Below are 22868 nucleotides of genomic sequence, written 5' to 3'. Positions count from 1 at the left end.
GGTGGTGCTCACTTCTGCTCACCTCCTGAGGTGGCGGCGACCGGGTGGGCCGGCGCCGGGTCGGTCTCGTGGACCTGCGAGAGCGTCGCGTTCACCGAGGGGTTGACCAGGTCGGTGAGCGGCTTGGGGTAGACGCCGAGCAGGATGGTCAGCGCCACCAGCGGGGCGACCACGGCCAGTTCGCGGACCTTGAGGTCGGGCATCCCGCCGACGCCGGCCTTCACCGGGCCGGTCATGGTGCGCTGGTACAGCAGCAGGGCGTACAGCGCGGCCAGCACGATGCCGAAGGTCGCCACGATGCCGATCGCCGGGTAGCGGGTGAACGTGCCCACCAGCACCAGGAACTCACTGACGAACGGGGCGAGCCCGGGCAGCGACAGGGTGGCCAGACCGCCGATCAGGAACGTTCCGGCGAGCACCGGGGCGACCTTCTGCACCCCGCCGTAGTCGGCGATCAGCCGCGAGCCGCGGCGGGAGATCAGGAAGCCCGCCACCAGCATCCACGCGGCGGTGGAGATGCCGTGGTTGACCATGTAGAGGGTGGCGCCGCTCTGGCCCTGGCTGGTCAGCGCGAAGATGCCCATGATGATGAAGCCGAAGTGCGAGATCGACGCGTAGGCGACCAGCCGCTTGATGTCCTTCTGACCGACCGCCAGCAGCGCGCCGTAGATGATCCCGATCACCGACAGGACCAGGATCACCGGGGCGAAGGTCTTCGAGGCGTGCGGGAACAGCCCGAGGCAGAAGCGCAGCATCGCGAAGGTGCCGACCTTGTCCACCACGGCGGTGATCAGCACGGCGGTGCCGGCGGTGGCCTCGCCCATCGCGTTCGGCAGCCAGGTGTGCAGCGGCCACAGCGGGGCCTTCACCGCGAAGGCGAAGAAGAAGCCCAGGAACAGCGCCTTCTCGGCGGTGCCGGACAGTTGGAGCTTGCCGTCGGCGATCGCCGAGGTGAGGGTCTGGAGGTCGAAGGTGCCGAAGCCCTGGTCCTGCGCGATCACGTACAGGCCGATCACGGCGGCCAGCATCACCAGGCCGCCGAGCAGGTTGTAGAGCAGGAACTTCACGGCCGCGTACGAGCGCTGGCGCGCCGCGTCGGGGCCGCCGGCCCGGTCGCCGAAGCCGCCGATCAGGAAGTACATCGGGATCAGCATGGCTTCGAAGAACACGTAGAAGAGGAAGACGTCGGTGGCGTAGAAGGAGACGACCACCATCGCCTCCACCGCCAGGATCAGGGCGAAGAAGCCCTGGGTGCGGCGCCTGTTCTCGAAGGTGTCGGGGGCGACCGTGCCGTCGGGGGCGGCCGGCCCCGGGTCGGCGTCGTGCCAGGAGGCCAGCATCACCACCGGCACCAGGACGGCGGTGAGCAGGGCGAGGACGGCGCCGATGCCGTCCACGCCGAGCGAGAAGGTGATGCCGAAGGAGCGGATCCAGCTGTACGACTCGGTCAGCTGGTAGCGGTCGCCGTGCGGGTCGAAGCGGGTCGCCACCACGGCGGCCAGCACCAGGGTGACGACCGAGACGCCCAGGGCGACGGCCTTGGTGGTCGAGCGGCGGCGCTCGGTCGACCCGGCGGGCAGGGCGGCGGTCAGCACCGCGCCGGCCGCCGGGACGGCACAGGTGGCGGTCAGCAACGCGCTCATGGCCGCACCCCCCGCGTGGAATCTGCGCGAGTCATCAGACGGACCTCATCAGGAGAGTCGTGGCGACCAGCACCAGCGTGCCGCCGAACATGGAGAGCGCGTACGAGCGGACGAAGCCGTTCTGGACCCGCCGCAGCCGACTGGACACGCCTCCGATGGTGGCGGCCAGGCCGTTGACGAAGCCGTCCAGGCCGCGGCTGTCGAAGTAGACCAGCGTCGCGGTGAGCGCCGAGCCCGGGCGGACCAGGACGGCGTGGTTGAAGTCGTCCTGGAGCAGGTCGCGGCGGGCGGCCCGGGTGAGCGGGGAGCCGACCGGCGGCACCACGGGGACGGCGGAGCGCCCATACATCAGGTACGAGACGAGGACGCCGGCCAGCATGCAGGCCGTGGTGAGCACGGTGACCACCAGCGGGGCGAGCGGTGAGTCGCCCTCGGAGTGTCCGGTGACCGGCTCCAGCCAGGTCAGGAACGAGTCGTTGAAGGCGAACAGCCCGCCCGCGAAGACCGAGCCGAAGGCCAGCAGGACCATCGGGATGGTCATGGTCTTCGGGGATTCGTGCGGGTGCGGGGCGTTGCCCTCCGCGTCCGGCTGCCAGCGCTTCTCGCCGAAGAAGGTCAGCAGCATCACCCGGGTCATGTAGAACGCGGTGACGGCGGCGCCGGTCAGCGCGCACAGGCCGAGGATCCAGCCCTCGGTGCCGCCCTTGGCGAAGGCCGCCTCGATGATCTTGTCCTTGGAGAAGAAGCCGGACAGGCCGGGGAAGCCGATGATCGCCAGGTAGCCGAGGCCGAAGGTGACGAAGGTGACCGGCATGAACTTGCGCAGGCCGCCGTAGCGACGCATGTCCACCTCGTCGTTCATGCCGTGCATGACCGACCCGGCGCCGAGGAACAGCCCGGCCTTGAAGAAGCCGTGCGTCACCAGGTGCATGATCGCGAAGGCGTAGCCGATCGGGCCGAGCCCGGCCGCCAGCACCATGTAGCCGATCTGCGACATCGTCGACCCGGCCAGCGCCTTCTTGATGTCGTCCTTCGCGCAACCGACGATCGCACCGAACAGCAGGGTGACCGCGCCGACCACCACCACGGCGGTCTGCGCGTCCGGCGCCAGGTCGAAGATCGCCGACGAGCGGGTGATCAGGTAGACGCCGGCGGTCACCATGGTGGCCGCGTGGATCAGCGCCGACACCGGGGTCGGGCCCTCCATCGCGTCACCCAGCCAGGACTGCAGCGGCACCTGCGCCGACTTGCCGCAGGCCGCCAGCAGCAGCATCAGGCCGATCGCCGTCAGCTTGCCCTCGCTCGCCTGCGCCGCCCCGCCGAAGACCGGCTGGAAGGCGAAGGAGCCGAACTCGGTGAACATCAGCATGATCGCGATCGACAGGCCCAGGTCGCCGACCCGGTTGACGATGAACGCCTTCTTCGCCGCCGTCGCCGCGCTCGGCTTGTGCTGCCAGAAGCCGATCAGCAGGTACGAGGCGAGGCCCACGCCCTCCCAACCGAAGTACAGCAGAAGGTAGTTGTCGGCGACCACCAGCAGCAGCATGGCGGCCAGGAACAGGTTCAGGTACGCGAAGAAGCGGCGCCGGCGCTCGTCGTGCGCCATGTAGCCCACCGAGTACAGGTGGATCAGCGTGCCGACGCCGGTGATCAGCAGGACGAAGGTCATCGACAACTGGTCGAGCCGGAACGACATGTCGGCCTGGAACCCGTTCACCGGGATCCAGCTGAACAGGTGCTCGGTGACGGCCCGGTGCTCGGCCTCGCGGCCCAGCATGTCCCGGAACAGCGCCAGGCCGAAGCCGAACGAGAGCGCCGCGAGGGCGGTGGCCAGCCAGTGGCCGAAGCGGTCCAGCGCGCGGCCACCGAGCAGGAGCAGGGCGGCGCCGGCCAGCGGGGCCGCCACCAGCAGCGGAATGAGAGAGTTCACCGAGGCCCTCCGCCTACAGCTTCATCAGATTGCTGTCGTCGACCGAAGCGGAGTGCCTGGTCCGGAAGATGGAGACGATGATGGCGAGGCCGACCACGACCTCGGCCGCCGCGACCACCATCGTGAAGAACGCGATGATCTGGCCGTCCAGGGTGCCGTGCAGCCGGGAGAAGGTCACCAGGGCGAGGTTCGAGGCGTTCAGCATCAGCTCCACGCACATGAACAGCACGATCGCGTTGCGCCGGATCAGCACTCCGGCCGCGCCGATGGTGAACAACAGGGCCGCGAGGTACAGGTAGTTGACCGGGTTCACTCCGCTCCCTCCTCGTCGGCGCGGCCGTTCGGGCCGCCCTTGCCGTTCAGGCCGTCCCTGGCGTTCAGGCCGTCCTTGCCGTTCAGGCCGTTCGGACCGCCGTTGCCGTCCTTGCCGTTCACCGAAGCCGGCACCGAAGCCGGCACCGGCTCCAGCGACTTGCGCGGTCCGGAGACCGCCGGCCGCTCGGACGACGGCCGGCCCAGCCAGTCCGCCGTGGTGTTCTCCAGCTCGGCCATCCGCCGCAGCATCTCCTGGCTGACGTCCCGGACCTGGCCGCGCTCGCGCAGCGTCGCCATCACCGAGTCCTCGGCGATCGTGCCGTCCGGCAGCAGCGCCGGAACGTCCACCGCGTTGTGCCGCGCGTACACGCCCGGCGCCGGCAGCGGCGGCAGCTGGAGGTTGTCCACGACCCGCTGGGCGGCCAGCTCGCGCTGCGTCTTCGGCGCCTTCACGTGCTCGCGGTGGGTCAGCACCATCGCGCCGATCGCCGCGGTGATCAGCAGCGCGCCGGTGACCTCGAACGCCCACACGTACCGGGTGAAGATCAGCCGGGCCAGGCCCGGCACGTTGCCCTCGGCGTTCGCCTCGGACAGGCCGGTGAAGTGGTCCAGCCGCGCGTTGGCGATCCCGGCGATCAGCAGCACGCCGAAGCCCAGCCCGCACAGCACCGCGGCGAACCGCTGGCCCTTCAGCTGCTCCTTCAGGGAGTCCTCGCTGGTGACGCCGACCAGCATCACCACGAACAGGAACAGCATCATGATCGCGCCGGTGTAGACGACGATCTGCACCACGCCCAGGAACACCGCGCCCTGCGCCATGTAACAGACCGCCAGCGCCATCATCGTGGCCGCCAGGCACAGCGCGCTGTGCACGGCCTTGCGCATCAGCACCATGCCGAGCGCGCCGCCGACCGCGAGCACCGCGAGCACCCAGAACTGGACGGCCTCCCCGACGGAGGTCGTCCCGGTCGCGGCCAGGTTGAGGGAGGTCACTGCTGGACCTCCCGCTCCCGGTCGGTGCGCTCCTGCTGGACCGTCCCGGGCGCCGCCGCGGTGATCTCGCCCCGGTAGTACGCGCCCTCGTCGGCGCCCGGGAAGATCGAGTGCGGGGAGTCCACCATGCCCTCGGACAGGCCGACCAGCAGCTGGTCCTTGGTGAAGATCAGGTCCCGGCGCGAGGAGTCGGCCAGCTCGTACTCGTTGGTCATGGTGAGCGCGCGGGTCGGGCAGGCCTCGATGCACAGCCCGCACAGGATGCAGCGGGCGTAGTTGATCTGGTAGACCGCGCCGTAGCGCTCGCCCGGCGAGTAGCGCTCCTCCTCCCGGTTGTCCGCGCCCTCCACGTAGATGGCGTCGGCCGGACAGGCCCACGCGCACAGCTCGCAGCCGATGCACTTCTCCAGGCCGTCCGGGTGCCGGTTCAGCTGGTGGCGGCCGTGGAAGCGCGGAGCGGTGGGCTTCTTCTGCTCCGGGTACTGCTCGGTGAGCCGCTTCTTGAACATGGCCTTGAAGGTCACGCCGAAGCCGGCGGCCGGGCCGAGGATCGACGGCTTGTCGGGCCGCTCGGCCCGCTCCGTCTGGTCGGACGACATCTCGGTTCAGCTCCCTTCGGTATGGTCGGCCCCGTTGAGGGCGTCCTGGAGTTGCTTCGGGGCCCGGCTGCGCCGGCGCGGCACCGGCGGGAGCTCCTGTCCGGGCAGCGGGGGCACCGGGTAGCCGCCCGCCATCGGGTCGAACTCCCGTTTCGGCAGGGCGGGTTCGGGCTCGGGTTCCTTCTTCAGGAAGTCCCGCAGCAGGGCGAGCAGCAGGATCGCCCCGACCGGCGCGCCGACGTACAGCACCACCTCGCCGAAGCCGTAGCCCTCGTTGCGCAGCGCCCGCACGCTCGCGATCAGCACCAGCCACACCAGCGAGACCGGGATCAGCACCTTCCAGCCCAGCTTCATGAACTGGTCGTAGCGGAACCGGGGCAGCGTGCCGCGCAGCCAGATGAAGAAGAACAGCAGCAGCTGGATCTTCAGCGTGATCCACAGCATCGGCCACCAGCCGTGGTTGGCGCCCTCCCAGAAGGTCGACACCGGCCACGGGGCCCGCCAGCCGCCCAGGAACAGGGTGGAGGCGACCGCCGAGACGGTCACCATGTTGACGTACTCGGCCAGCATGAACATCGCGAACTTCAGCGAGGAGTACTCGGTGTTGAAGCCGCCGACCAGCTCGCCCTCGGCCTCCGGGAGGTCGAACGGCGCCCGGTTGGTCTCACCCACCATCGCGATGATGTACACGATGAACGACACCGGCAGCAGCGCCGCGAACCAGGTCGGCTGCTGGTGCGCCACGATCTCCGAGGTCGACATCGACCCCGAGTAGATGAACACCGCCGCGAAGGACAGGCCCATCGCGATCTCGTAGCTGACCATCTGCGCGGCCGAGCGCAGCCCGCCCAGCAGCGGGTACGTCGAACCGGACGACCAGCCGGCCAGCACGATGCCGTAGATGCCGATCGAGGCCGTCGCCAGGATGTACAGCAGCGCCACCGGGAAGTCGGTCAGCTGCATCGCCGTCCGGGTGCCGAAGATCGACACCTCGTTGCCGGCCGGCCCGAACGGGATCACCGCGAAGGCCATGAACGCCGGGACGGCGCAGACGATCGGGGCCAGGATGTAGACCACCTTGTCCGCGCCCTTGACCACCAGGTCTTCCTTGAGCGCCAGCTTCACGCCGTCCGCCAGGGACTGCAGCATCCCCCACGGTCCGTGCCGGTTCGGCCCGATGCGCAGCTGCATCCAGGCCACCACCTTGCGCTCCCAGACGATCGCGATCAGCACCGTCAGGACCAGGAAGCCGAAGCAGAACACCGCCTTCAGCAGCACCATCCACCACGGGTCCTGCCCGAAGAAGTGGAGCGTCTCGTACGGCTGCGGAGTCATCGCTCCTCCCCTTCACTGCCCGCGTCGCCCGCCGCGGCCTCGGCCCTCGCGGCCGGCTCGGGGGCGGCCACGGCGATCGTGACCAGATGGCCGACGGTGGTTCCGAGCGCGCGGTGGGCGCCGCCCGGCGTGGAGTTGAGCGGGATCCAGACCGTGCGGTCCGGGATCGAGTCGGTGACCTCCAGCGGCAGGGTCAGCGAGCCGGCCGGGCCGGTCAGCCGCAGCGCCCCGCCCTCCTCGGCGCCGATCTCCTTCGCGGTGGCCGGCGAGACCCGGGCCACCGCCCGGTGCCGGGTGCCCGCCAGGTGCGGATCGCCCTGCTGCAAGGTGCCGTTGTCCAGCAGCTGGCGCCAACCCGCCAGCACCGCCTGGCCGGTGGCCGGGCGGGGCAGCACGCCGGGGTGCGCGGCCGGGTCCGCGGACCGGTCACCCGCCCACGGGGTGAAGTGGTCCAGCTCCAGCCGGGCCGCCCGGACGTCCGGCAGACCCAGCCGGTGGCCCAGCGCCTCCGCCAGCATGGTCAGCACCCGCAGGTCCGGGTACAGATGGCGGCCCATCTGCTGGTCGGGCTTGAGCGCCGCCTCGAACATCCGCAGCCGGCCCTCCCAGTCCAGGAAGGCGCCGGCCTTCTCCGCCACCGCCGCCACCGGCAGCACCACGTCCGCGCGCGCCGTCACCGCGGAGGGCCGCAGCTCCAGCGACACCACGAAGGGCACCGCCGCCAGCGCCGCGTCGGCCAGCGCCGGATCCGGCAGGTCGTCCGGGTCGACGCCGCCGACCAGCAGCGCGTCCAGCTCGCCGTGCGCCGCGGCCGTCAGGATCTGCTCGGTGTCCCGGCCCGGCCGGGACGGCAGCTCCGCCACCCCCCACACCCCGGCGGCCTCCGCCCGGGCGGCCGGAGCCGCCACCGGACGGCCGCCGGGCAGCAGCCCCGGCAGCAGGCCCGCCTCGACCGCACCGCGCTCACCCGCCCGGCGCGGCACCCACGCCAGCCGGGCGCCGGTCGCGTGCGCCAGGCGCAGCACCGCCGTCAGCGCGCCCGGGGCGGCGGCCAGCCGCTCGCCCACCAGGATCACCGCGCCCGGGCCGCGCAGCAGCTCGGCGGCCCGCCCGGCCTCGTCGTTCAGCGGCTCGTCGGCGGCCAGCGCGGCGAACCACTCCGCCTCCGTGCCCGGGGCGGCCGGCAGCAGCGCGCCGCGCAGCTTGGCCAGGCCCCGGGAGGCGAACGCCGCCACCGAGTACACCTTCAGGCCCCGGTCGCGGTTCGCCTTGCGCAGCCGCAGGAAGACGATCGGCGACTCCTCCTCCGGCTCGAAGCCCGCCAGCAGCACCGCCGGCGCCTGCTCCAGCCGCTCGTAGGTCAGGCCCTCGCCGTCCACGTCCACCCCGCGCCCGGCGACGGCGGCGGCCAGGAAGTCCGCCTCCTCGCCGCTGTGCGGGCGGGCCCGGAAGTCCACGTCGTTGGTGCCGAGCACCACCCGCGCGAACTTCCCGTACGCGTAGGCGTCCTCGACGGTGACCCGGCCGCCGGTCAGCACCCCGGCGCGGGCTCCGCGCAGTCCCTCGGCGGCCCGAGCCAGCGCCTCCGGCCAGGAGGCGGGTACCAGCTCGCCGTCCACCCGCACCAGCGGGGTGGCGATCCGGTCCCGCTGCTGGGCGTAGCGGAACGCGAACCGACCCTTGTCGCAGTTCCACTCCTCGTTGACCGCCGGGTCCTCGCCCGCCAGCCGGCGCAGCACCTTGCCGCGCCGGTGGTCGGTGCGCTGGGCGCAGCCCGCGGAGCAGTGCTCGCACACGCTCGGCGAGGAGACCAGGTCGAACGGGCGCGAGCGGAAGCGGTAGGCCGCCGACGTCAGGGCGCCCACCGGGCAGATCTGGATGGTGTTCCCGGAGAAGTACGAGTCGAGCGGCTCGTCGTCCCCGGTGCCGACCTGCTGGAGCGCGCCGCGTTCCAGCAGGTCGATGAACGGGTCCCCGGCGATCTGCTGCGAGAAGCGGGTGCAGCGCGCGCACAGCACGCAGCGCTCCCGGTCCAGCAGCACCTGGGTGCTGAGCGGGATCGGCTTCTCGTAGGTGCGCTTCATCCCCTCGAAGCGGGTGTCGGCGTCACCGGTGGACATCGCCTGGTTCTGCAGCGGGCACTCGCCGCCCTTGTCGCAGACCGGGCAGTCCAGCGGGTGGTTGATCAGCAGCAGCTCCATCACGCCGCGCTGCGCCTTCTCGGCCACCGGTGAACTCACCTGGGTGCGCACCACCATGCCCTCGGCGACCGGGATGGTGCAGGAGGCGACGGGCTTGCGCTGGCCCTCGATCTCGACGATGCACTGCCGGCAGGCGCCGGCCGGGTCGAGCAGCGGGTGGTCGCAGAAGCGCGGGATCTGGGTGCCGATCCGTTCGGCGGCCCGGATCACCAACGTCCCCTTGGGGACCTGCACTTCGACGCCGTCGATGGTGAGCGTGACCAGCTCGACCGCGGCCTTGTCGCCCGTGGAGGTGGATGGCTCTGTGATCGTCACGCGTGCACCTCCCTTTCGGTGGCGGACTGGTGGCCGGGGCGGGGGCCGTCGGCCCAGACGGTGGAGGCGGCCGGGTCGAACGGGCAGCGGCGCTCGGCCAGGTGCTGCTCGTACTCGGCCCGGAAGTGCTGGAGGGAGGAGACGATCGGGCTCGCGGCGCCGTCGCCCAGTGCGCAGAAGGACTTGCCGTTGATGTTGTCGGCGATGTCGAGGAGCTTCTCCAGGTCCCCCTCGACGCCCGCGCCCGCCTCGATCCGCTTGAGCAGCTGGACCAGCCAGTAGGTGCCCTCACGGCAGGGGGTGCACTTGCCGCAGGACTCGTGGGCGTAGAACTCGGTCCAGCGGGTGACCGCCCGCACCACGCAGGTGGTCTCGTCGAAGACCTGCAGCGCCTTGGTGCCGAGCATCGAGCCGGCCGCGCCGACACCCTCGTAGTCCAGCGGGACGTCCAGGTGCTCGTCGGTGAACATCGGGGTGGACGAGCCGCCCGGGGTCCAGAACTTGAGCCGGTGCCCGGGGCGGACGCCGCCGCTCATGTCCAGCAGCTGGCGCAGCGTGATGCCCAGCGGTGCCTCGTACTGGCCGGGGTTGGTGACGTGGCCGGAGAGCGAGTACAGCGTGAAGCCGGGGGACTTCTCGGTGCCCAGGCCCTTGAACCACTCCTTGCCGCGGGCCAGGATCGGCGGCACCGAGGCGATCGACTCGACGTTGTTGACCACCGTCGGGCAGGCGTACAGGCCGGCGATCGCCGGGAACGGCGGACGCAGCCGGGGCTGGCCGCGGCGGCCCTCCAGCGAGTCCAGCAGCGCCGTCTCCTCGCCGCAGATGTAGGCGCCGGCGCCGGCGTGCACGGTGATGTCGAGGTCGACGCCCGAGCCGAGGATGTTCCGGCCGAGCAGCCCGGCCTGGTACGCCTCGGCGACGGCCGCGTGCAGGCGGCGCAGCACCGGGACGACCTCGCCGCGCAGGTAGATGAACGCGTGGTCGCAGCGGATCGCGTAGGAGGCGATGATCATGCCCTCGATCAGCGCGTGCGGGTTGGCGAACAGCAGCGGGATGTCCTTGCAGGTGCCCGGCTCGGACTCGTCCGCGTTGACCACCAGGTAGTGCGGCTTGCCGTCGTTCTGCGGGATGAACTGCCACTTCATCCCGGTGGGGAAGCCGGCGCCGCCGCGACCGCGCAGCCCGGCGTCCTTCACCAGGGCGATCACGTCGTCCGGCGGCATCGCGAGGGCCGCCTTGAGGCCGTCGTAGCCGTGGTGGCGGCGGTAGGTGGCCAGCGTCCAGGGCCGTTCGTCGTCCCAGGAGGCGGACAGGACGGGGGTGAGCAGCTTCTCGGCCGGCTCGGCGGCGGTCATCACGCTTCCGTCCCTTCGTGGCCGGTGCCCTCGTGACCGGTGCCCTCGTGGCGGGGCGCGACGACCTTGGTGCCGCCGGTTCCGGGCAGCGCCTCGCCCTTGGCCAGGCGCAGGCCGGCCAGCGAGGGCGCGCCGCCCGCGCCGGACTCGTCGTTGGCACCCGGGCGCTCGTCGGGGAAGCCCGCCAGGATCCGGGCGGACTCCTTGAAGGTGCACAGCCGGGCGCCGCGGGTCGGCCGGACCTCCCGGCCCGCGCGCAGGTCGTCGACCAGGCGCTTGGCGCTCTCCGGGGTCTGGTCGTCGAAGAACTCCCAGTTGACCATCACCACGGGGGCGTAGTCGCAGGCCGCGTTGCACTCGATGTGCTCGATCGAGATCTCGCCGTCCCCGGTGGTCTCGTTGTTGCGCACGCCGAGGTGCTGCTGGAGCTCGTCGAAGATCTGGTCGCCGCCGAGCACCGCGCACAGGGTGTTGGTGCAGACCCCGACGTGGTACTTCCCGGCCGGGCGCCGCCGGTACATGGTGTAGAAGGTGGCGACGGCGGTGACCTCGGCGGTGGTGAGGTCCAACTGCTCGGCGCAGAACCGGATGCCGGTCGGGCTGACGAAGCCCTCCTCGGCCTGCACCAGGTGCAGCAGCGGCAGCAGCGCCGACCGGGCCTGCGGGTAGCGGCCGATCAGCTCCGCGGCGTCGGCGGCCAGCCGGGCGTGCACCTCCTCGGGGTACGGTGTGGCCGGCAGCGCCGGCATCCCCAACTGGACGTCTGTCACCGGTCCACGCCTCCCATCACCGGGTCGATCCCGGCCACCGCGACGATCACGTCGGCGACCTGGCCGCCCTCGCACATCGCTGCCATCGTCTGCAGATTGGTGAACGACGGATCCCGGAAATGGACCCGGTACGGGCGCGTCCCGCCGTCGCTGACCACGTGCACGCCCAGCTCGCCCTTGGGCGACTCGACCGCCGCGTACGCCTGGCCGACCGGGACCCGGAAGCCCTCGGTGACCAGCTTGAAGTGGTGGATCAGGGCCTCCATCGAGGTGCCCATGATCTTGCGGATGTGGTCGAGCGAGTTGCCCATCCCGTCCGGCCCGACGGCGAGTTGGGCGGGCCAGGCGATCTTCTTGTCGGCCACCATCACCGGGCCCGGCCGCAGCCGGTCCAGGCACTGCTCGACGATCCCCAGCGACTGCCGCATCTCCTCCAGACGGATCAGGAAGCGGCCGTAGGAGTCGGCGCTGTCCGCGGTCGCGACCTCGAAGTCGTAGTCCTGGTAGCCGCAGTACGGGTCGGTCCTGCGCAGGTCGTGCGGCAGGCCGGTGGCGCGCAGGATCGGGCCGGTGGCGCCGAGGGCCAGGCAGCCGGGCAGGTCGAGGAAGCCGACATCGACCAGGCGGGCCTTGAACACCGGGTTCCCGGTGGCGAGTTTGTCGTACTCGTGCATCCGGGAGCGCAGGGTCTTCACGCACTCGCGGATCTGGTCGACGGCGCCGGGCGGGAGGTCCTGGGCGAGGCCGCCGGGGCGCACGTACGCGTGGTTCATGCGCAGGCCGGTGACCAGCTCGAAGACGTCCAGGATCAGCTCGCGGTCGCGGAAGCCGTAGATCATCAGGGTGGTGGAGCCGATCTCCATGCCACCGGTGGCCAGGCAGACCAGGTGCGAGGCGATCCGGTTGAGCTCCATCATCAGCACCCGGATCACGCTGGCCCGGTCCGGGACGTCGTCGGTGATGCCGAGCAGCTTCTCGACGGCCAGGCAGTACGCGGTCTCGTTGAACAGCGGGGTCAGGTAGTCCATCCGGGTCACGAAGGTGGTGCCCTGGACCCAGTTGCGGAACTCCATGTTCTTCTCGATGCCGGTGTGGAGGTAGCCGATGCCGCAGCGGGCCTCCTTCACCGTCTCGCCGTCGATCTCCAGGATCAGCCGCAGCACGCCGTGGGTGGACGGGTGCTGGGGGCCCATGTTGACGATGATGCGCTCGTCGTCGGCCCGGCCGACCGCCTCGACCACCTCGCCCCAGTCGCCGCCGGTGACCGTGAAGACCCGGCCCTCGGTGGTCTCCCGGGCCGCTGCCTGCTCGGTCTCCTCGTGGGGTCGGGTCTCTTCGTCGTGCCGAGCATCTTCGTGGTGCCGAGTACTCATCAGCTGTACGACCTCCGCTGGTCGGGAGCCGGGATCTGGGCGCCCTTGTACTCGACGGGGATGCCGCCGAGCGGGTAGTCCTTGCGCTGCGGGTGGCCCAGCCAGTCGTCCGGCATCATGATCCGGGTGAGCGCCGGGTGGCCGTCGAAGACCAGGCCGAAGAAGTCGTAGGCCTCGCGCTCGTGCCAGTCGTTGGTCGGGTAGACGCTCACCACGGAGGGGATGCGCGGGTCGGCGTCCGGCGCGGTGACCTCCACCCGGATCAGCCGTCCGTGGGTGATCGACCGCAGGTGGTAGACCGCGTGCAGCTCGCGGCCCTTGTCGTCGGGGTAGTGCACGCCGCTCACGCCCAGGCACAGTTCGAAGCGCAGCGCCGGGTCGTCGCGCAGGGTGCGGGCGGTCCGGAGCAGGTGGTCGCGGTCGATGTGGAAGGTGAGCTCGCCGCGGTCGACGACGGTCTTCTCGATCACCTCGACCGGGTCCAGGCCCTGCTCCTCCAGGGCGCCCTCCAGCTCGTCGGCGACCTCGTCGAACCAGCCGCCGTACGGCCGTTCGCTCGGACCGGGCAGCACGATCGGCGCGGCCAGGCCGCCGAAGCCGGAGGTGTCACCGCTGCCCTGGGCGCCGAACATGCCCTGCCGGCGGCCGACCACCTCGACCGGGATCTCGCGGACGGGGTGCTCGCGACGGGTCTCGGGTACCTGCTCGTTCATCGCAGCAGCCCCCGCATCTCGCTGACCGGGGTGGCCTTGAGGGCGAGCGCCTCGCCCAGTTCCTCGGCCCGGATCCGGTTCGCGCCCAGCGGCTCGTGCTGGATCTTGTCGTGCAGCTTCAGGATGGCGTCCATCAGCATCTCCGGGCGGGGCGGGCAACCGGGCAGGTAGATGTCCACCGGGACGATGTGGTCGACGCCCTGCACGATCGCGTAGTTGTTGAACATCCCGCCCGAGGAGGCGCAGACGCCCATCGAGATGACCCACTTCGGGTTGGCCATCTGGTCGTACACCTGGCGCAGCACCGGGGCCATCTTCTGGCTCACCCGACCCGCCACGATCATCAGATCGGCCTGCCGGGGGGAGCCCCGGAACACCTCCATGCCGAACCGGGCCAGGTCGTAGCGTCCGGCGCCGGTGGTCATCATCTCGATCGCGCAGCAGGCCAGACCGAAGGTGGCCGGGAAGAGTGACGCCTTGCGCACCCAACCGGCGGCCGTCTCCACGGTCGTGAGCAGAAAGCCGCTCGGCAGCTTCTCCTCGATTCCCATCAGATCCCTCTCAATGCCCTCAAGAAGCCCTCAAGTCCTGTGGTACCTCGGCCCGTTCGGGCTTGTCCGCTCGTTCACAAAGGCGGCGGCCACCCCGCGCTCAGTCCCACTCCAGGCCGCCGCGGCGCCACACGTAGGCGTAGGCGACGAAGACCGTGGCGATGAACAGGAGCATCTCGACCAACCCGAAGATCCCCAGGGCGTCGAAGGTCACCGCCCAGGGATAGAGAAAGACGATCTCGATGTCGAAGACGATGAAGAGCATCGCCGTCAGGTAGTACTTGATCGGGAACCGACCGCCGCCCACGGGCTGCGGGGTCGGCTCGATGCCGCACTCGTACGCCTCCAACTTGGCCCGGTTGTACCGCTTGGGGCCGGTGAGTGAGGCCATCACGACGGAGCCGACCGCGAACGCCGCCGCGATGGCACCGAGTACGAGGATCGGCGCGTAGGCATTCATAGCCCCCGCTCCCTCCGTCCAGTCGTCCTTGACTGCAGATCGGAACCGGCAGGTCACGCTGAGGTGAACCCGCGTTCCGGTTCCCGGAATCCGCCCCATGTGAGGCAGTTCACAAAGCCTGGAACGAGCGCATCCTATGCCCGTCGGCTTGTGATCTGCGACACGCAGTTCAACGTCATCTTTGTGATCTACGCCACGATGGGAATCGTGCCGAACGTGAACACGCCCGGAGTTGTCGACGCAAAGAAGTCAAATGGTCACAACCGGTCGCATTTACTTGTGAAGCGGCTGGTCAGAGCCGCGCTCCTATATCAACTATGCGTCGACCGGAGCAAATTTCGAGGCGTCGTGTTGACGTGTTATAGCGGCTCACCCTGAGGGGTGGCGGGGGTCCGAACGCTCGCTTGACCCTTCGTTCACAAGCGTGCGAAACGGCCCCCGGAGCCGGCGGCCCCGGGCTCGACGGTCGGCGGGACTCCACCCGTAACGCGACAGGAGTCGCCTTACGATGAGCGCGGCGAGACCGCCACGCCACGGCAAGCCCTGACGCGACTGGAGTCGACCGTGAACGAGAGCACCCCCGGGACGGACCACCGCGAGCCCCGCACCCCGACCCCGCGCCCTGGCGGCCGCAGCACCCGGGTCCGGGAGGAGGTGGTCGCCGCCACGCTCGCCGAGGTCACCGAGAAGGGGTACGACGGCCTCACCGTCGAGGCCGTCGCGAGCCGCTCCGGCGTCCACAAGGCGACGCTCTACCGGCGGTGGGGCGGAGTGGACGGCCTGGTCGCGGACGCCCTGACCGCCTCGGCCGACCAGCCCTGGCCGCTGCCCGACACCGGCGACCTCCGCGCGGACCTGCGGCTGATCACCCGGGAGGTGTTCACCGTCTTCACCGATCCCGGCCTGGGGGCCACCCCCACCGCGCTGATCTCCGCCGCCCAGCGCTCCGACACCGGCGCGACCGCCCTGCGCACCTTCTTCGCCTCCCGCCACCGCCAGGCCGCCGAGGTCGCCGAACGAGCCGTCGCCCGGGGCGAGTTGCCCACCGGAACGGACGGCGCCGAGGTGGTCCGGGCCGCCACCGCCCCGCTCTACTACCGGCTGTTCGTCACCGGCGAGCCGCTGGACGCCCACACCGCCGAGCGGGCCGCCGACGCCGCCGCGCTGGCCGCCCGCGCCGGGCTGTTCGCCTCCGCCCCCGAGGCCGACCCCCGCCCCTCGGAGGACTCCTGACCCTCCGTCCGCCCGGCGGGCCCCGAACCCCACCGATCCCTACCGACCCCTACCGGATCCCCGCCCCGGCGTGGATGATGTCGCCATGCCAACCCCGCCGTCCACCACCCTCCGGAAGGCCCGTCCCGTGAAGCGCGCACCCTGGGCCCTGCTCGCCGTCGCCACCGTCCTCCCGCTCACGGCGAGCACCGGCACCGCCGTCGCGGACACCCCGCCGCCCGCGCCCGCCTGCGCCTACACGCCCGCGGTGCCGGCCGACAACTTCAAGGGCATCCCGGTCTTCGACGCCAAGAAGGCCGCTCAGCCCTACCGCGCCACCCTGCGCACCAGCCAGGGCGCGATCACCTTCCAGGCGCTGACCGACAAGGCGCCCTGCACCACCTTCTCGTTCCGCTTCCTCGCCGAGCACGACTACTTCGACCGCAGCCACTGCCACCGCCTCACCACCCAGCGGCTCTACGTCCTGCAGTGCGGCGACCCGACCGGAACGGGCAGCGGCGGGCCCGGCTACTCCTTCCCGGACGAGAACCTGACCGGCGCCACCTACCCGGCCGGCACCGTGGCGATGGCCAACGCCGGTCCGAACACCAACGGCAGCCAGTTCTTCTTCGTCTGGAAGGACACCAAGCTCTCCCCCGCCTACACCCCGTTCGGCCGGATCACGACGGGCCTGGACGTCCTGCAGAAGATCGCCGCGGGCGGCGAGGACGACCAGAACAACCCCGGCGACGGCTTCCCCACCCTCCCCGTGAACATCCGCCACGTGAAGATCAGCACCCGCTGACCGGGAGCCCGCCCCTCACCCCCCGGGCCCGCTACGCGTTGGGCGCGACCTTCGCGAGGCCGTTGATGATGCGGTCCATCGCGTCGCCGCCCTGCGGGTCGGTGAGGTTGGCGAGCATCTTGAGGGTGAAGCGCATCAGCATCGGGTGGGTGAGGCCGCGCTGGGTGGCGAGCTGCATCACCTTGGGGTTGCCGATGAGCTTCACGAAGGCGCGGCCCATCGTGTAGTAGCCGCCGTAGACGTCCTTGAGGACGCGCGGGTAGCCCTGCAGAGCGCGCTCGCGCCCGGTCTCGGTGACCCGGGCGTGGGCCTGGACGATGACGCCGGCGGCGATCTGGCCGGATTCCATCGCGTAGGCGATGCCCTCGCCGTTGAACGGGTTGACCATGCCGCCCGCGTCGCCGACGAGCAGCAGGCCGCGGGTGTAGTGCGGCTGCCGGTTGAAGGCCATCGGCAGCGCGGCGCCGCGGATCGGGTCGGTCATGTTCTCGGGGGTGTAGCCCCACTCCTCCGGCATGCCGGCGCACCAGGCCTTGAGCACCTCGCGCCAGTCGAGTTCGCCGAACGCGGGCGAGGAGTTGAGGATGCCGAGGCCGACGTTGGAGGTGCCGTCGCCCATGCCGAAGACCCAGCCGTACCCGGGCAGCTGCTTGCGCTGGCCGCCACGGGTGTCCCACAGCTCCAGCCAGGACTCCAGGTAGTCGTCGTCGTGGCGCGGCGAGGTGAAGTACGTCCGGTAGGCGACGCCCATCGGGCGGTCCTCGCGGCGGTGCAGGCCCATGGCGAGCGAGAGCCGGGTGGAGTTGCCGTCGGCGGCGACCACCAGCGGGGCGCGGAAGGTGACCGGCCGCTTCTCGTCGCCGAGCTTGGCGGTGACGCCGACGATCCGGCCGGTGCGCTCGTCCAGGACGGGCCCGCTGACGTTGCAGCGCTCGTAGAGCCGGGCGCCGGCCTTCTCGGCCTGACGGACCAGCAGCTCGTCGAAGTCGGCGCGCTTGCGGACCAGGCCGTAGTCGGGGAAGGCGGACAGCTCGGGCCAGTCCAGCTCCAGCCGGACGCCGCCGCCGATGATGCGCAGGCCCTTGTTGTGCAGCCAGCCGTTCTCGGTGGAGACGTCGATGCCCATGTCCACCAGCTGCTTGGTGGCGCGGGGGGTGAGGCCGTCGCCGCAGACCTTCTCGCGCGGGAACGCGGTCTTCTCCAGCAGCAGCACGTCCAGCCCGGCCTGGGCGAGGTAGTACGCGGTGGTGGACCCGGCCGGGCCCGCGCCGACCACGATGACGTCGGCCGTGCTCTCGACCGGGCTGTCCGGCTTCGTCAGGTCGGCTGCGGTCTCGGACACGGTGGACACTCTCCTGGAGCTGCGGCTGTGGGGACGGCGGCTTCTGTCTCCGGCAGTCTAGTTCCGTCCCCGCCGCCGGAAACGACCACGCCCCCACCTCGCCGGTGCGACGGCTACCCGAGCTTGTACGCCCGGTGCAGGGCGACGATGCCGCCGGTGAGGTTGCGCCAGGCGACCTTGGACCAGCCGCTCTCCTGCAGCCGGGCCGCCAGCTCGGGCTGGTCGGGCCAGGAGCGGATGGACTCGGCGAGGTACACGTACGCGTCCGGGTTGCTGCTGACCGCGGTGGCGACCGGCGGCAGGGCGCGCATCAGGTACTCGGTGTAGACCGTCCGGAACGGCGTCCAGGTCGGGGTGGAGAACTCGCAGATCACCAGCTTGCCGCCGGGCTTGGTGACGCGCTGCATCTCGCGCAGCGCCGCGTCGGTGTCCTGGACGTTGCGCAGCGCGAAGGAGATCGTCACCGAGTCGAAGGTGCCGTCCGCGAACGGCAGCCGGGTGGCGTCGCCGGCGGTGAGCGGCAGCTCGGGGTGGCGGCGCTTGCCCTCGACGAGCATGCCGACGGAGAAGTCGCACGGGACGACCTGCGCGCCGGCCTCGGCGAAGGGCAGCGAGGAGGTGCCGGTGCCGGCTCCGAGGTCGAGCACGAGGTCCCCCGGTCCGGCGGCCACCGCCTCGGCCACCGCCCGGCGCCAGGCGCGGGCCTGGCCGAGGGACAGCACGTCGTTGGTGCGGTCGTACTTGGCCGCGACGTCGTCGAACATGGCGGCGACTTCGTGCGGCTGCTTGTCCAGAGAGGCTCGGGTCACGCCCCCATTGTTCACCCTGGCGCCGACACCCCGACCAACGGGGCACGCCGCGGGGCGTCCGCACCCGCCGCACGGGCCCCGTCAGTGCTGCGCGCGCCGCCCGCCCGCGCGCCGCCGGCGCCGGGAGCGCTTGCCGTGGGTTATCGCGGGCATCCCGTCGGCCAGCGCCCCGGCCGCCAGTGCGACGGTGGTGGCCAGCCGGCCCTGCCCGGCGCGGACCGCGAGCGCCCGCCGGTGCCGCCGGATGCGCAGCACGCAGATCACGAACATCCCGACCGCGACCGGCACGCTGAACCGGGCCAGGCCGACGCCGACCGGCTGCGGGTAGGTGTCGCCGCAGATCCGCACCGCGCCCGGGTCGTCGGCGGCGTGCTCCAGGCAGATCGGGTCGCCGACCTTGGCGCCGTCGGCGAGCGGCAGCGCGGCCGCGGTGTGCGACTGGCCGGACGCCCGGTAGCTGACGGCGCTGTAGGAGCCGCCGCCGGTGGGGAGCTGGGTGACGACGCCTTCGACTCTCACGGGGTGGGCGCCGATCCGGTCGGCCTGGTCGGCCTGGCGCCAGCCGAGCAGGCACATGCCGACGGCCAGCACGGCGCTGAGCACGGCGGCGAGGTACCAACCACGGCCCAACCGCGGGGATCGCGGCGGGGGGACGGTCGCGGATCGCATGGTTCCTGTCCTGGCTTGCCTTCGGGGCCTGGGACACGGCCCCGCCACCCGCGGGCACGGGCGGTAGGTGGTGAGGGTACGGAGTGAGCTGTCCGGGATCGTATCCGCTGGCGGGCCCTCAGGTCACGGCGAAGGGGGAATCACCCCGCAGGGTGGACAATGGAGTTCGGCGGCACACGAAGGAAGTGCCGTGCGCCGCAAGGAAGTCCGACTACCGGCGAGTACGTCGCCCGGTTCCCGGCCCCGTTCAGCGCCGCCGGTACACCAACCGCCCGCCCAGCACGGCGGCCAGGCAACCGCCCGGCGATGGCTGGGCGAAGCCCTCCCCAACGGCCGGGAACACCGCGAAGTCGGCCCGGCCGCCCGCCGCCACCCGGCCGTGCACGGCCGCCGCGAGCGGCAGCACCGCCAGCGGGTCCAGCGGGCCGTCCCCCGGGTCCGTCGCGCCCGGCAGCGCGACCAGCCCGGAGCGCGCCACGGCCGTGCGCACCGCGGCCCGCTCGAACGGCCCGGCCACCGCCGTCACGCCGAACCCGAGCATCCGCTGCAGCCCGCGCCGGGCGCTCGCGCCGCAGCGCCCCTCGTCGGCGGAGCCCGTCAGCCCGTCCGCGACCGGCTCGACGCCGATCTCCTCGCGCGGGTCCGGGTGGTAGGCGTGTTCCAGCAGCCGGTGCCCGTACGGGTTGCGCAGCCCCGGCGTGAGCACCGCGGCGCCCCAGTCCCGCAGTCGCGCCCCCGGGTGCGCGGCGGCCAGTTCCCGGTACGGTCCGACGGCCTCGACGCGGTCGCCGCGCACCAGCACCGCCCCGTCCGGGAGGGACGGGGCGGTGGGGTCGGCCGGGTCGGGCAGCACCAGGGCCGCCCGGTGCAGGGTCAGCACGGCGGTGCCCCGGGCCTCAGTTGTCCAGGATCTTCAGCTCGGGGTGCGCGGTGCCGCCCTCGATCGCCGTGGAGGCGATGTGCGAGGCGACCCGCGGGTCCACCGGGTCGTTGGCCGGGTCGTCCAGCACCCGCAGGTGCTCGTACGTGGTCGCGCGCTGCGCCGGGACGCGGTCGGCGGCCCGGATGAGGTGGATCAGCTCGGTGAGGTTGGAGCGGTGCTTGGCACCGGCCGCCGAGACGACGTTCTCCTCCAGCATGACCGAGCCGAGGTCGTCCGCGCCGTAGTGCAGCGACAGCTGGCCGGCCTCCTTGCCGGTGGTGAGCCAGGAGCCCTGGATGTGGGCGATGTTGTCGAGGAACAGGCGGGCGATCGCGATCATCCGCAGGTACTCGAAGACGGTGGCCTGCGTCGAGCCCTTCAGGTGGTTGTTCTGCGGCTGGTAGGTGTAGGGGATGAAGGCCCGGAAACCGCCGGTGCGGTCCTGCACGTCGCGGATCATCCGCAGGTGCTCGATCCGCTCGGCGTTGGTCTCGCCGGTGCCCATCAGCATGGTGGAGGTGGACTCCACGCCGAGGCCGTGCGCGGCCTCCATGATCTCCAGCCAGCGCTCGCCGGACTCCTTGAGCGGGGCGATCGCCTTGCGCGGCCGTGCGGGCAGCAGCTCGGCCCCGGCGCCGGCGAAGGAGTCCAGGCCGGCCCGGTGGATCCGGGTGATGGCCTCCTCGATCGAGACGCCCGAGATCCGGGCCATGTGGTCGACCTCGGAGGCGCCCAGGGAGTGGATCACCAGCTGCGGGAAGTCGGCCTTGATGGCCGAGAACGCGCGCTCGTAGTACTCCACGCCGTAGTCCGGGTGGTGGCCGCCCTGGAACATGATCTGGGTGCCGCCCAGTTCGACGGTCTCGGCGCAGCGGCGCAGGATCTCGTCGAGCTCGCGGGACCAGCCCTTGTCGCTCTTCGGCGGCACGTAGAAGGCGCAGAACTTGCACGCCGTCACGCAGACGTTGGTGTAGTTGATGTTGCGCTCGATGATGTACGTCGCGATGTGCTCGGTACCGGCGTAGCGGCGGCGGCGCACCGCGTCGGCGGCGGAGCCGAGCGCGTGCAGCGGCGCCGAGCGGTACAGCTCCAGCGCCTCCTCCGGGGTGATCCGGCCACCGCCGGCGGCGCGGTCGAGCACGGCCTGCAAATCGGTGCTGGGCGCATCGAGGGTGGTCGCTGCGAGCTCGGTCACCTGGCCGCCTTCTCTCTCTCGGATACTGCAGTTCTCGGCGCTGCCGCCCCCCGGACGGCGGGCGTCCGGGTACGGCCGAACCAGCCTACGCCAGGCCTTTCGGGCGTCCGCGTCAGCCCGCTGCCCGTCGGCTCCGGAGCACCGGAGCGCCCCGCCGCGCTCAGCCGACCGGCAGCGCCGCCGGCTCCAGCAGCCGCACCGCGACGTCCGACGCGAAGCCGCTGTCGTGCGCGACCCGGCGGGCGAACTCGGCGACGCCGGCCAGCTGCCGCTCACCGAGCGAGAAGTCGAGGGCCTCGCTGAAGTACCGCTCCAGCACGTCCGCGCCGAAGGCCTCCCAGCGGGCGGCCTGTTCGGCGACCTTGGCGGCCTCGACCAGTGAGAGGTCGCGGGACTCCAGGAAGGCCCGGTGCACGGCCGCGGTCAGGTCCGGACGGCGCTCGGCGAACTCGCGGCGCACGGCCCAGACGGCGAAGACGAACGGCAGGCCGGTCCACTCCTTCCACATCTCGCCGAGGTCGTGGACGGTCAGTCCGAGGTCGGCGGCCTGGCCGAGGTAGGCGCGCAGCGCCGGGTCGCCGATCAGGACGGCGGCGTCGGCCTCGGCGAGCATCGAGCTGAGGTCGGGCGGGCAGCTGAAGTAGTCGGGGCGGACGCCCTCGCGCTCCTCCAGCAGCAGCCGGGCGAGCCGGACGGAGGTGCGGCTGGTGGAGCCGAGGGCGACGCGGCGGCCGTCCAGGTCGGCGAGCGGCACCTTGCTGACGATGAGGCAGGACATCACCGGGCCGTCGCTGCCGACCGCGATGTCGGGCAGCACCAGCAGGTCGTCGGCGTTGCGCAGGTACTCCACGCAGGTGATCGGACCGATGTCCAGCGAGCCGTCGACGAGCTGGTCGCTCAGCTTCTCCGGGGTGTCCTTGGTGAGGTCGAGGTCCAGCAGGTTGCCGGTCCTGGCGAGGCCCCAGTAGAGGGGGACGCAGTTCAGGAACTGGATGTGGCCGACGCGAGGCCTGACCGGGGTGTGTTCCTGGGGCTCCCGCGATTGTCCGTCCGGTGCTGCCACTGCGCCGCTCCCTTGTACTGTTCGTGCGCTTTCCCGCAGCGTATGCCCGCTGTTCACAGAGGCTTGCACCGGGCACCCGACACGCGCTCGCGAGGCCTGCGGGACGCCCCTGCGGGGCCCTACGACACGCGCCGTGGGGGCCGCAGTTCACCCCTGGTCGTCACAGCGACCGCATGCTAGCGTTGCCCTCAGTTGCAGTTTGATTCCCCTTGCAGTACTTGAAGCCTGCGGAGCATGTAACCGCGGGCTTTTTGTAGTTTTTCAGCAATATCGAAAAACTTCGGACTCGTCCGGA

At 71.5% G+C, this 22868-nt stretch carries 21 protein-coding genes; 2 read left to right on the top strand and 19 right to left on the bottom strand.

The features are described 5' to 3' along the window. Positions 1 to 8: 8 nt before the first annotated feature. The 13 genes from ABT015_RS07230 to ABT015_RS07170 all read right to left on the bottom strand — a co-directional run bounded on the left by ABT015_RS07230 (position 9) and on the right by ABT015_RS07170 (position 14556). Positions 9 to 1643 carry an NADH-quinone oxidoreductase subunit M gene (locus ABT015_RS07230; RefSeq protein ID WP_350877614.1) on the bottom strand — a complete coding sequence of 545 codons (1635 nt, stop codon included), beginning with the start codon at positions 1641 to 1643 and terminating at the stop codon, positions 9 to 11. A gap of 34 nt (positions 1644 to 1677) precedes the next feature. After that, positions 1678 to 3573 carry an NADH-quinone oxidoreductase subunit L gene (gene nuoL, locus ABT015_RS07225; RefSeq protein ID WP_350877613.1) on the bottom strand — a complete coding sequence of 632 codons (1896 nt, stop codon included), beginning with the start codon at positions 3571 to 3573 and terminating at the stop codon, positions 1678 to 1680. Positions 3574 to 3586: 13 nt separating this feature from the next. Further along, positions 3587 to 3886 (bottom strand): NADH-quinone oxidoreductase subunit NuoK, encoded by a 300-nt coding sequence (gene nuoK, locus ABT015_RS07220; protein WP_030060110.1) that lies wholly within the window; start codon positions 3884 to 3886, stop codon positions 3587 to 3589. Next, positions 3883 to 4881 (bottom strand): NADH-quinone oxidoreductase subunit J, encoded by a 999-nt coding sequence (locus ABT015_RS07215; protein WP_350877611.1) that lies wholly within the window; start codon positions 4879 to 4881, stop codon positions 3883 to 3885. The genes nuoK and ABT015_RS07215 overlap by 4 nt, the downstream gene beginning before the upstream one ends. Then, entirely contained in the window at positions 4878 to 5480 is a 603-nt protein-coding gene (gene nuoI / locus ABT015_RS07210; protein WP_350877610.1) for an NADH-quinone oxidoreductase subunit NuoI, read from the bottom strand. Before nuoI ends, ABT015_RS07215 begins: the two co-directional genes overlap by 4 nt. 6 nt (positions 5481 to 5486) lie before the next feature. Continuing rightward, entirely contained in the window at positions 5487 to 6815 is a 1329-nt protein-coding gene (gene nuoH, locus ABT015_RS07205; protein ID WP_350877609.1) for an NADH-quinone oxidoreductase subunit NuoH, read from the bottom strand. Next, positions 6812 to 9331 carry an NADH-quinone oxidoreductase subunit G gene (locus ABT015_RS07200; RefSeq protein WP_350877607.1) on the bottom strand — a complete coding sequence of 840 codons (2520 nt, stop codon included), beginning with the start codon at positions 9329 to 9331 and terminating at the stop codon, positions 6812 to 6814. Before ABT015_RS07200 ends, nuoH begins: the two co-directional genes overlap by 4 nt. Beyond that, the gene (gene nuoF / locus ABT015_RS07195; protein ID WP_350877606.1) at positions 9328 to 10689 is read right to left on the bottom strand and encodes an NADH-quinone oxidoreductase subunit NuoF; all 1362 of its coding nucleotides are present in this window, start codon (positions 10687 to 10689) and stop codon (positions 9328 to 9330) included. The genes ABT015_RS07200 and nuoF overlap by 4 nt, the downstream gene beginning before the upstream one ends. After that, positions 10689 to 11459 (bottom strand): NADH-quinone oxidoreductase subunit NuoE, encoded by a 771-nt coding sequence (gene nuoE / locus ABT015_RS07190; RefSeq protein ID WP_350877605.1) that lies wholly within the window; start codon positions 11457 to 11459, stop codon positions 10689 to 10691. The genes nuoF and nuoE overlap by 1 nt, the downstream gene beginning before the upstream one ends. Beyond that, positions 11456 to 12832, bottom strand: coding sequence for an NADH-quinone oxidoreductase subunit D (locus ABT015_RS07185; protein WP_350877604.1), 1377 nt, complete (start codon positions 12830 to 12832; stop codon positions 11456 to 11458). The genes nuoE and ABT015_RS07185 overlap by 4 nt, the downstream gene beginning before the upstream one ends. Further along, on the bottom strand, positions 12832 to 13545 hold the full coding sequence (locus tag ABT015_RS07180; RefSeq protein WP_350877603.1) for an NADH-quinone oxidoreductase subunit C: 714 nt from the start codon (positions 13543 to 13545) through the stop codon (positions 12832 to 12834). Before ABT015_RS07180 ends, ABT015_RS07185 begins: the two co-directional genes overlap by 1 nt. Further along, positions 13542 to 14096 carry a NuoB/complex I 20 kDa subunit family protein gene (locus tag ABT015_RS07175; RefSeq protein WP_063348147.1) on the bottom strand — a complete coding sequence of 185 codons (555 nt, stop codon included), beginning with the start codon at positions 14094 to 14096 and terminating at the stop codon, positions 13542 to 13544. The genes ABT015_RS07180 and ABT015_RS07175 overlap by 4 nt, the downstream gene beginning before the upstream one ends. Before the next feature lie 100 nt (positions 14097 to 14196). After that, the gene (locus ABT015_RS07170) at positions 14197 to 14556 is read right to left on the bottom strand and encodes an NADH-quinone oxidoreductase subunit A (RefSeq protein WP_030060100.1); all 360 of its coding nucleotides are present in this window, start codon (positions 14554 to 14556) and stop codon (positions 14197 to 14199) included. A gap of 564 nt (positions 14557 to 15120) precedes the next feature. Between ABT015_RS07170 and ABT015_RS07165 the strand changes: the two genes are divergently transcribed. Both ABT015_RS07165 and ABT015_RS07160 read left to right on the top strand, forming a co-directional pair. Next, complete coding sequence (locus ABT015_RS07165) at positions 15121 to 15789, top strand: TetR/AcrR family transcriptional regulator (protein WP_350877602.1); 669 nt, start codon at positions 15121 to 15123, stop codon at positions 15787 to 15789. A 127-nt stretch (positions 15790 to 15916) separates the two neighbouring features. Then, positions 15917 to 16573: a peptidylprolyl isomerase gene (locus ABT015_RS07160; protein WP_350877601.1), complete on the top strand. Its 657-nt coding sequence runs from the start codon at positions 15917 to 15919 to the stop codon at positions 16571 to 16573. A 31-nt stretch (positions 16574 to 16604) separates the two neighbouring features. Here the strand turns inward: ABT015_RS07160 and ABT015_RS07155 are convergent, their stop codons facing one another. From ABT015_RS07155 to ABT015_RS07130, 6 genes are all read right to left on the bottom strand, one after another. Beyond that, positions 16605 to 17894, bottom strand: a complete 1290-nt coding sequence (locus ABT015_RS07155; RefSeq protein ID WP_350877772.1) for a geranylgeranyl reductase family protein — start codon at positions 17892 to 17894, stop codon at positions 16605 to 16607. A 134-nt stretch (positions 17895 to 18028) separates the two neighbouring features. After that, positions 18029 to 18724, bottom strand: coding sequence for a demethylmenaquinone methyltransferase (locus ABT015_RS07150; RefSeq protein ID WP_063348153.1), 696 nt, complete (start codon positions 18722 to 18724; stop codon positions 18029 to 18031). 81 nt (positions 18725 to 18805) lie between these two features. Then, positions 18806 to 19393, bottom strand: coding sequence for a hypothetical protein (locus ABT015_RS07145; RefSeq protein WP_350877600.1), 588 nt, complete (start codon positions 19391 to 19393; stop codon positions 18806 to 18808). Between the two features lie 247 nt (positions 19394 to 19640). After that, the gene (locus ABT015_RS07140; protein WP_350877599.1) at positions 19641 to 20273 is read right to left on the bottom strand and encodes an amidohydrolase family protein; all 633 of its coding nucleotides are present in this window, start codon (positions 20271 to 20273) and stop codon (positions 19641 to 19643) included. A 16-nt stretch (positions 20274 to 20289) separates the two neighbouring features. Then, positions 20290 to 21510 (bottom strand): cyclic dehypoxanthinyl futalosine synthase, encoded by a 1221-nt coding sequence (gene mqnC, locus ABT015_RS07135; protein ID WP_063348156.1) that lies wholly within the window; start codon positions 21508 to 21510, stop codon positions 20290 to 20292. Between the two features lie 160 nt (positions 21511 to 21670). Beyond that, a complete protein-coding gene (locus ABT015_RS07130) occupies positions 21671 to 22573 on the bottom strand; it encodes a menaquinone biosynthetic enzyme MqnA/MqnD family protein (protein WP_350877597.1) in 903 nt (300 codons plus the stop codon). Between the last annotated feature and the right edge of the window lie 295 nt (positions 22574 to 22868).

Origin of the sequence: Kitasatospora sp. NPDC094016 (assembly GCF_040304045.1) — a bacterium.
Lineage (GTDB): Bacteria > Actinomycetota > Actinomycetes > Streptomycetales > Streptomycetaceae > Kitasatospora.
The sequence above is the reverse complement of the archived record's forward strand: the minus strand, read 5'-3'. Positions and strand labels throughout refer to the sequence as shown.

What these genes read in the sequence shown, in the direction of transcription:
- ABT015_RS07230 (WP_350877614.1), bottom strand. Translation starts at nt 1,643, where the DNA reads ATGAGCGCGTTGCTGACCGCCACCTGTGCCGTCCCGGCGGCCGGCGCG.
- nuoI (WP_350877610.1), bottom strand. Translation starts at nt 5,480, where the DNA reads ATGTCGTCCGACCAGACGGAGCGGGCCGAGCGGCCCGACAAGCCGTCG.
- nuoH (WP_350877609.1), bottom strand. Translation starts at nt 6,815, where the DNA reads ATGACTCCGCAGCCGTACGAGACGCTCCACTTCTTCGGGCAGGACCCG.
- nuoF (WP_350877606.1), bottom strand. Translation starts at nt 10,689, where the DNA reads ATGACCGCCGCCGAGCCGGCCGAGAAGCTGCTCACCCCCGTCCTGTCC.
- ABT015_RS07185 (WP_350877604.1), bottom strand. Translation starts at nt 12,832, where the DNA reads ATGAGTACTCGGCACCACGAAGATGCTCGGCACGACGAAGAGACCCGA.
- ABT015_RS07180 (WP_350877603.1), bottom strand. Translation starts at nt 13,545, where the DNA reads ATGAACGAGCAGGTACCCGAGACCCGTCGCGAGCACCCCGTCCGCGAG.
- ABT015_RS07175 (WP_063348147.1), bottom strand. Translation starts at nt 14,096, where the DNA reads ATGGGAATCGAGGAGAAGCTGCCGAGCGGCTTTCTGCTCACGACCGTG.
- ABT015_RS07170 (WP_030060100.1), bottom strand. Translation starts at nt 14,556, where the DNA reads ATGAATGCCTACGCGCCGATCCTCGTACTCGGTGCCATCGCGGCGGCG.
- ABT015_RS07145 (WP_350877600.1), bottom strand. Translation starts at nt 19,393, where the DNA reads ATGCGATCCGCGACCGTCCCCCCGCCGCGATCCCCGCGGTTGGGCCGT.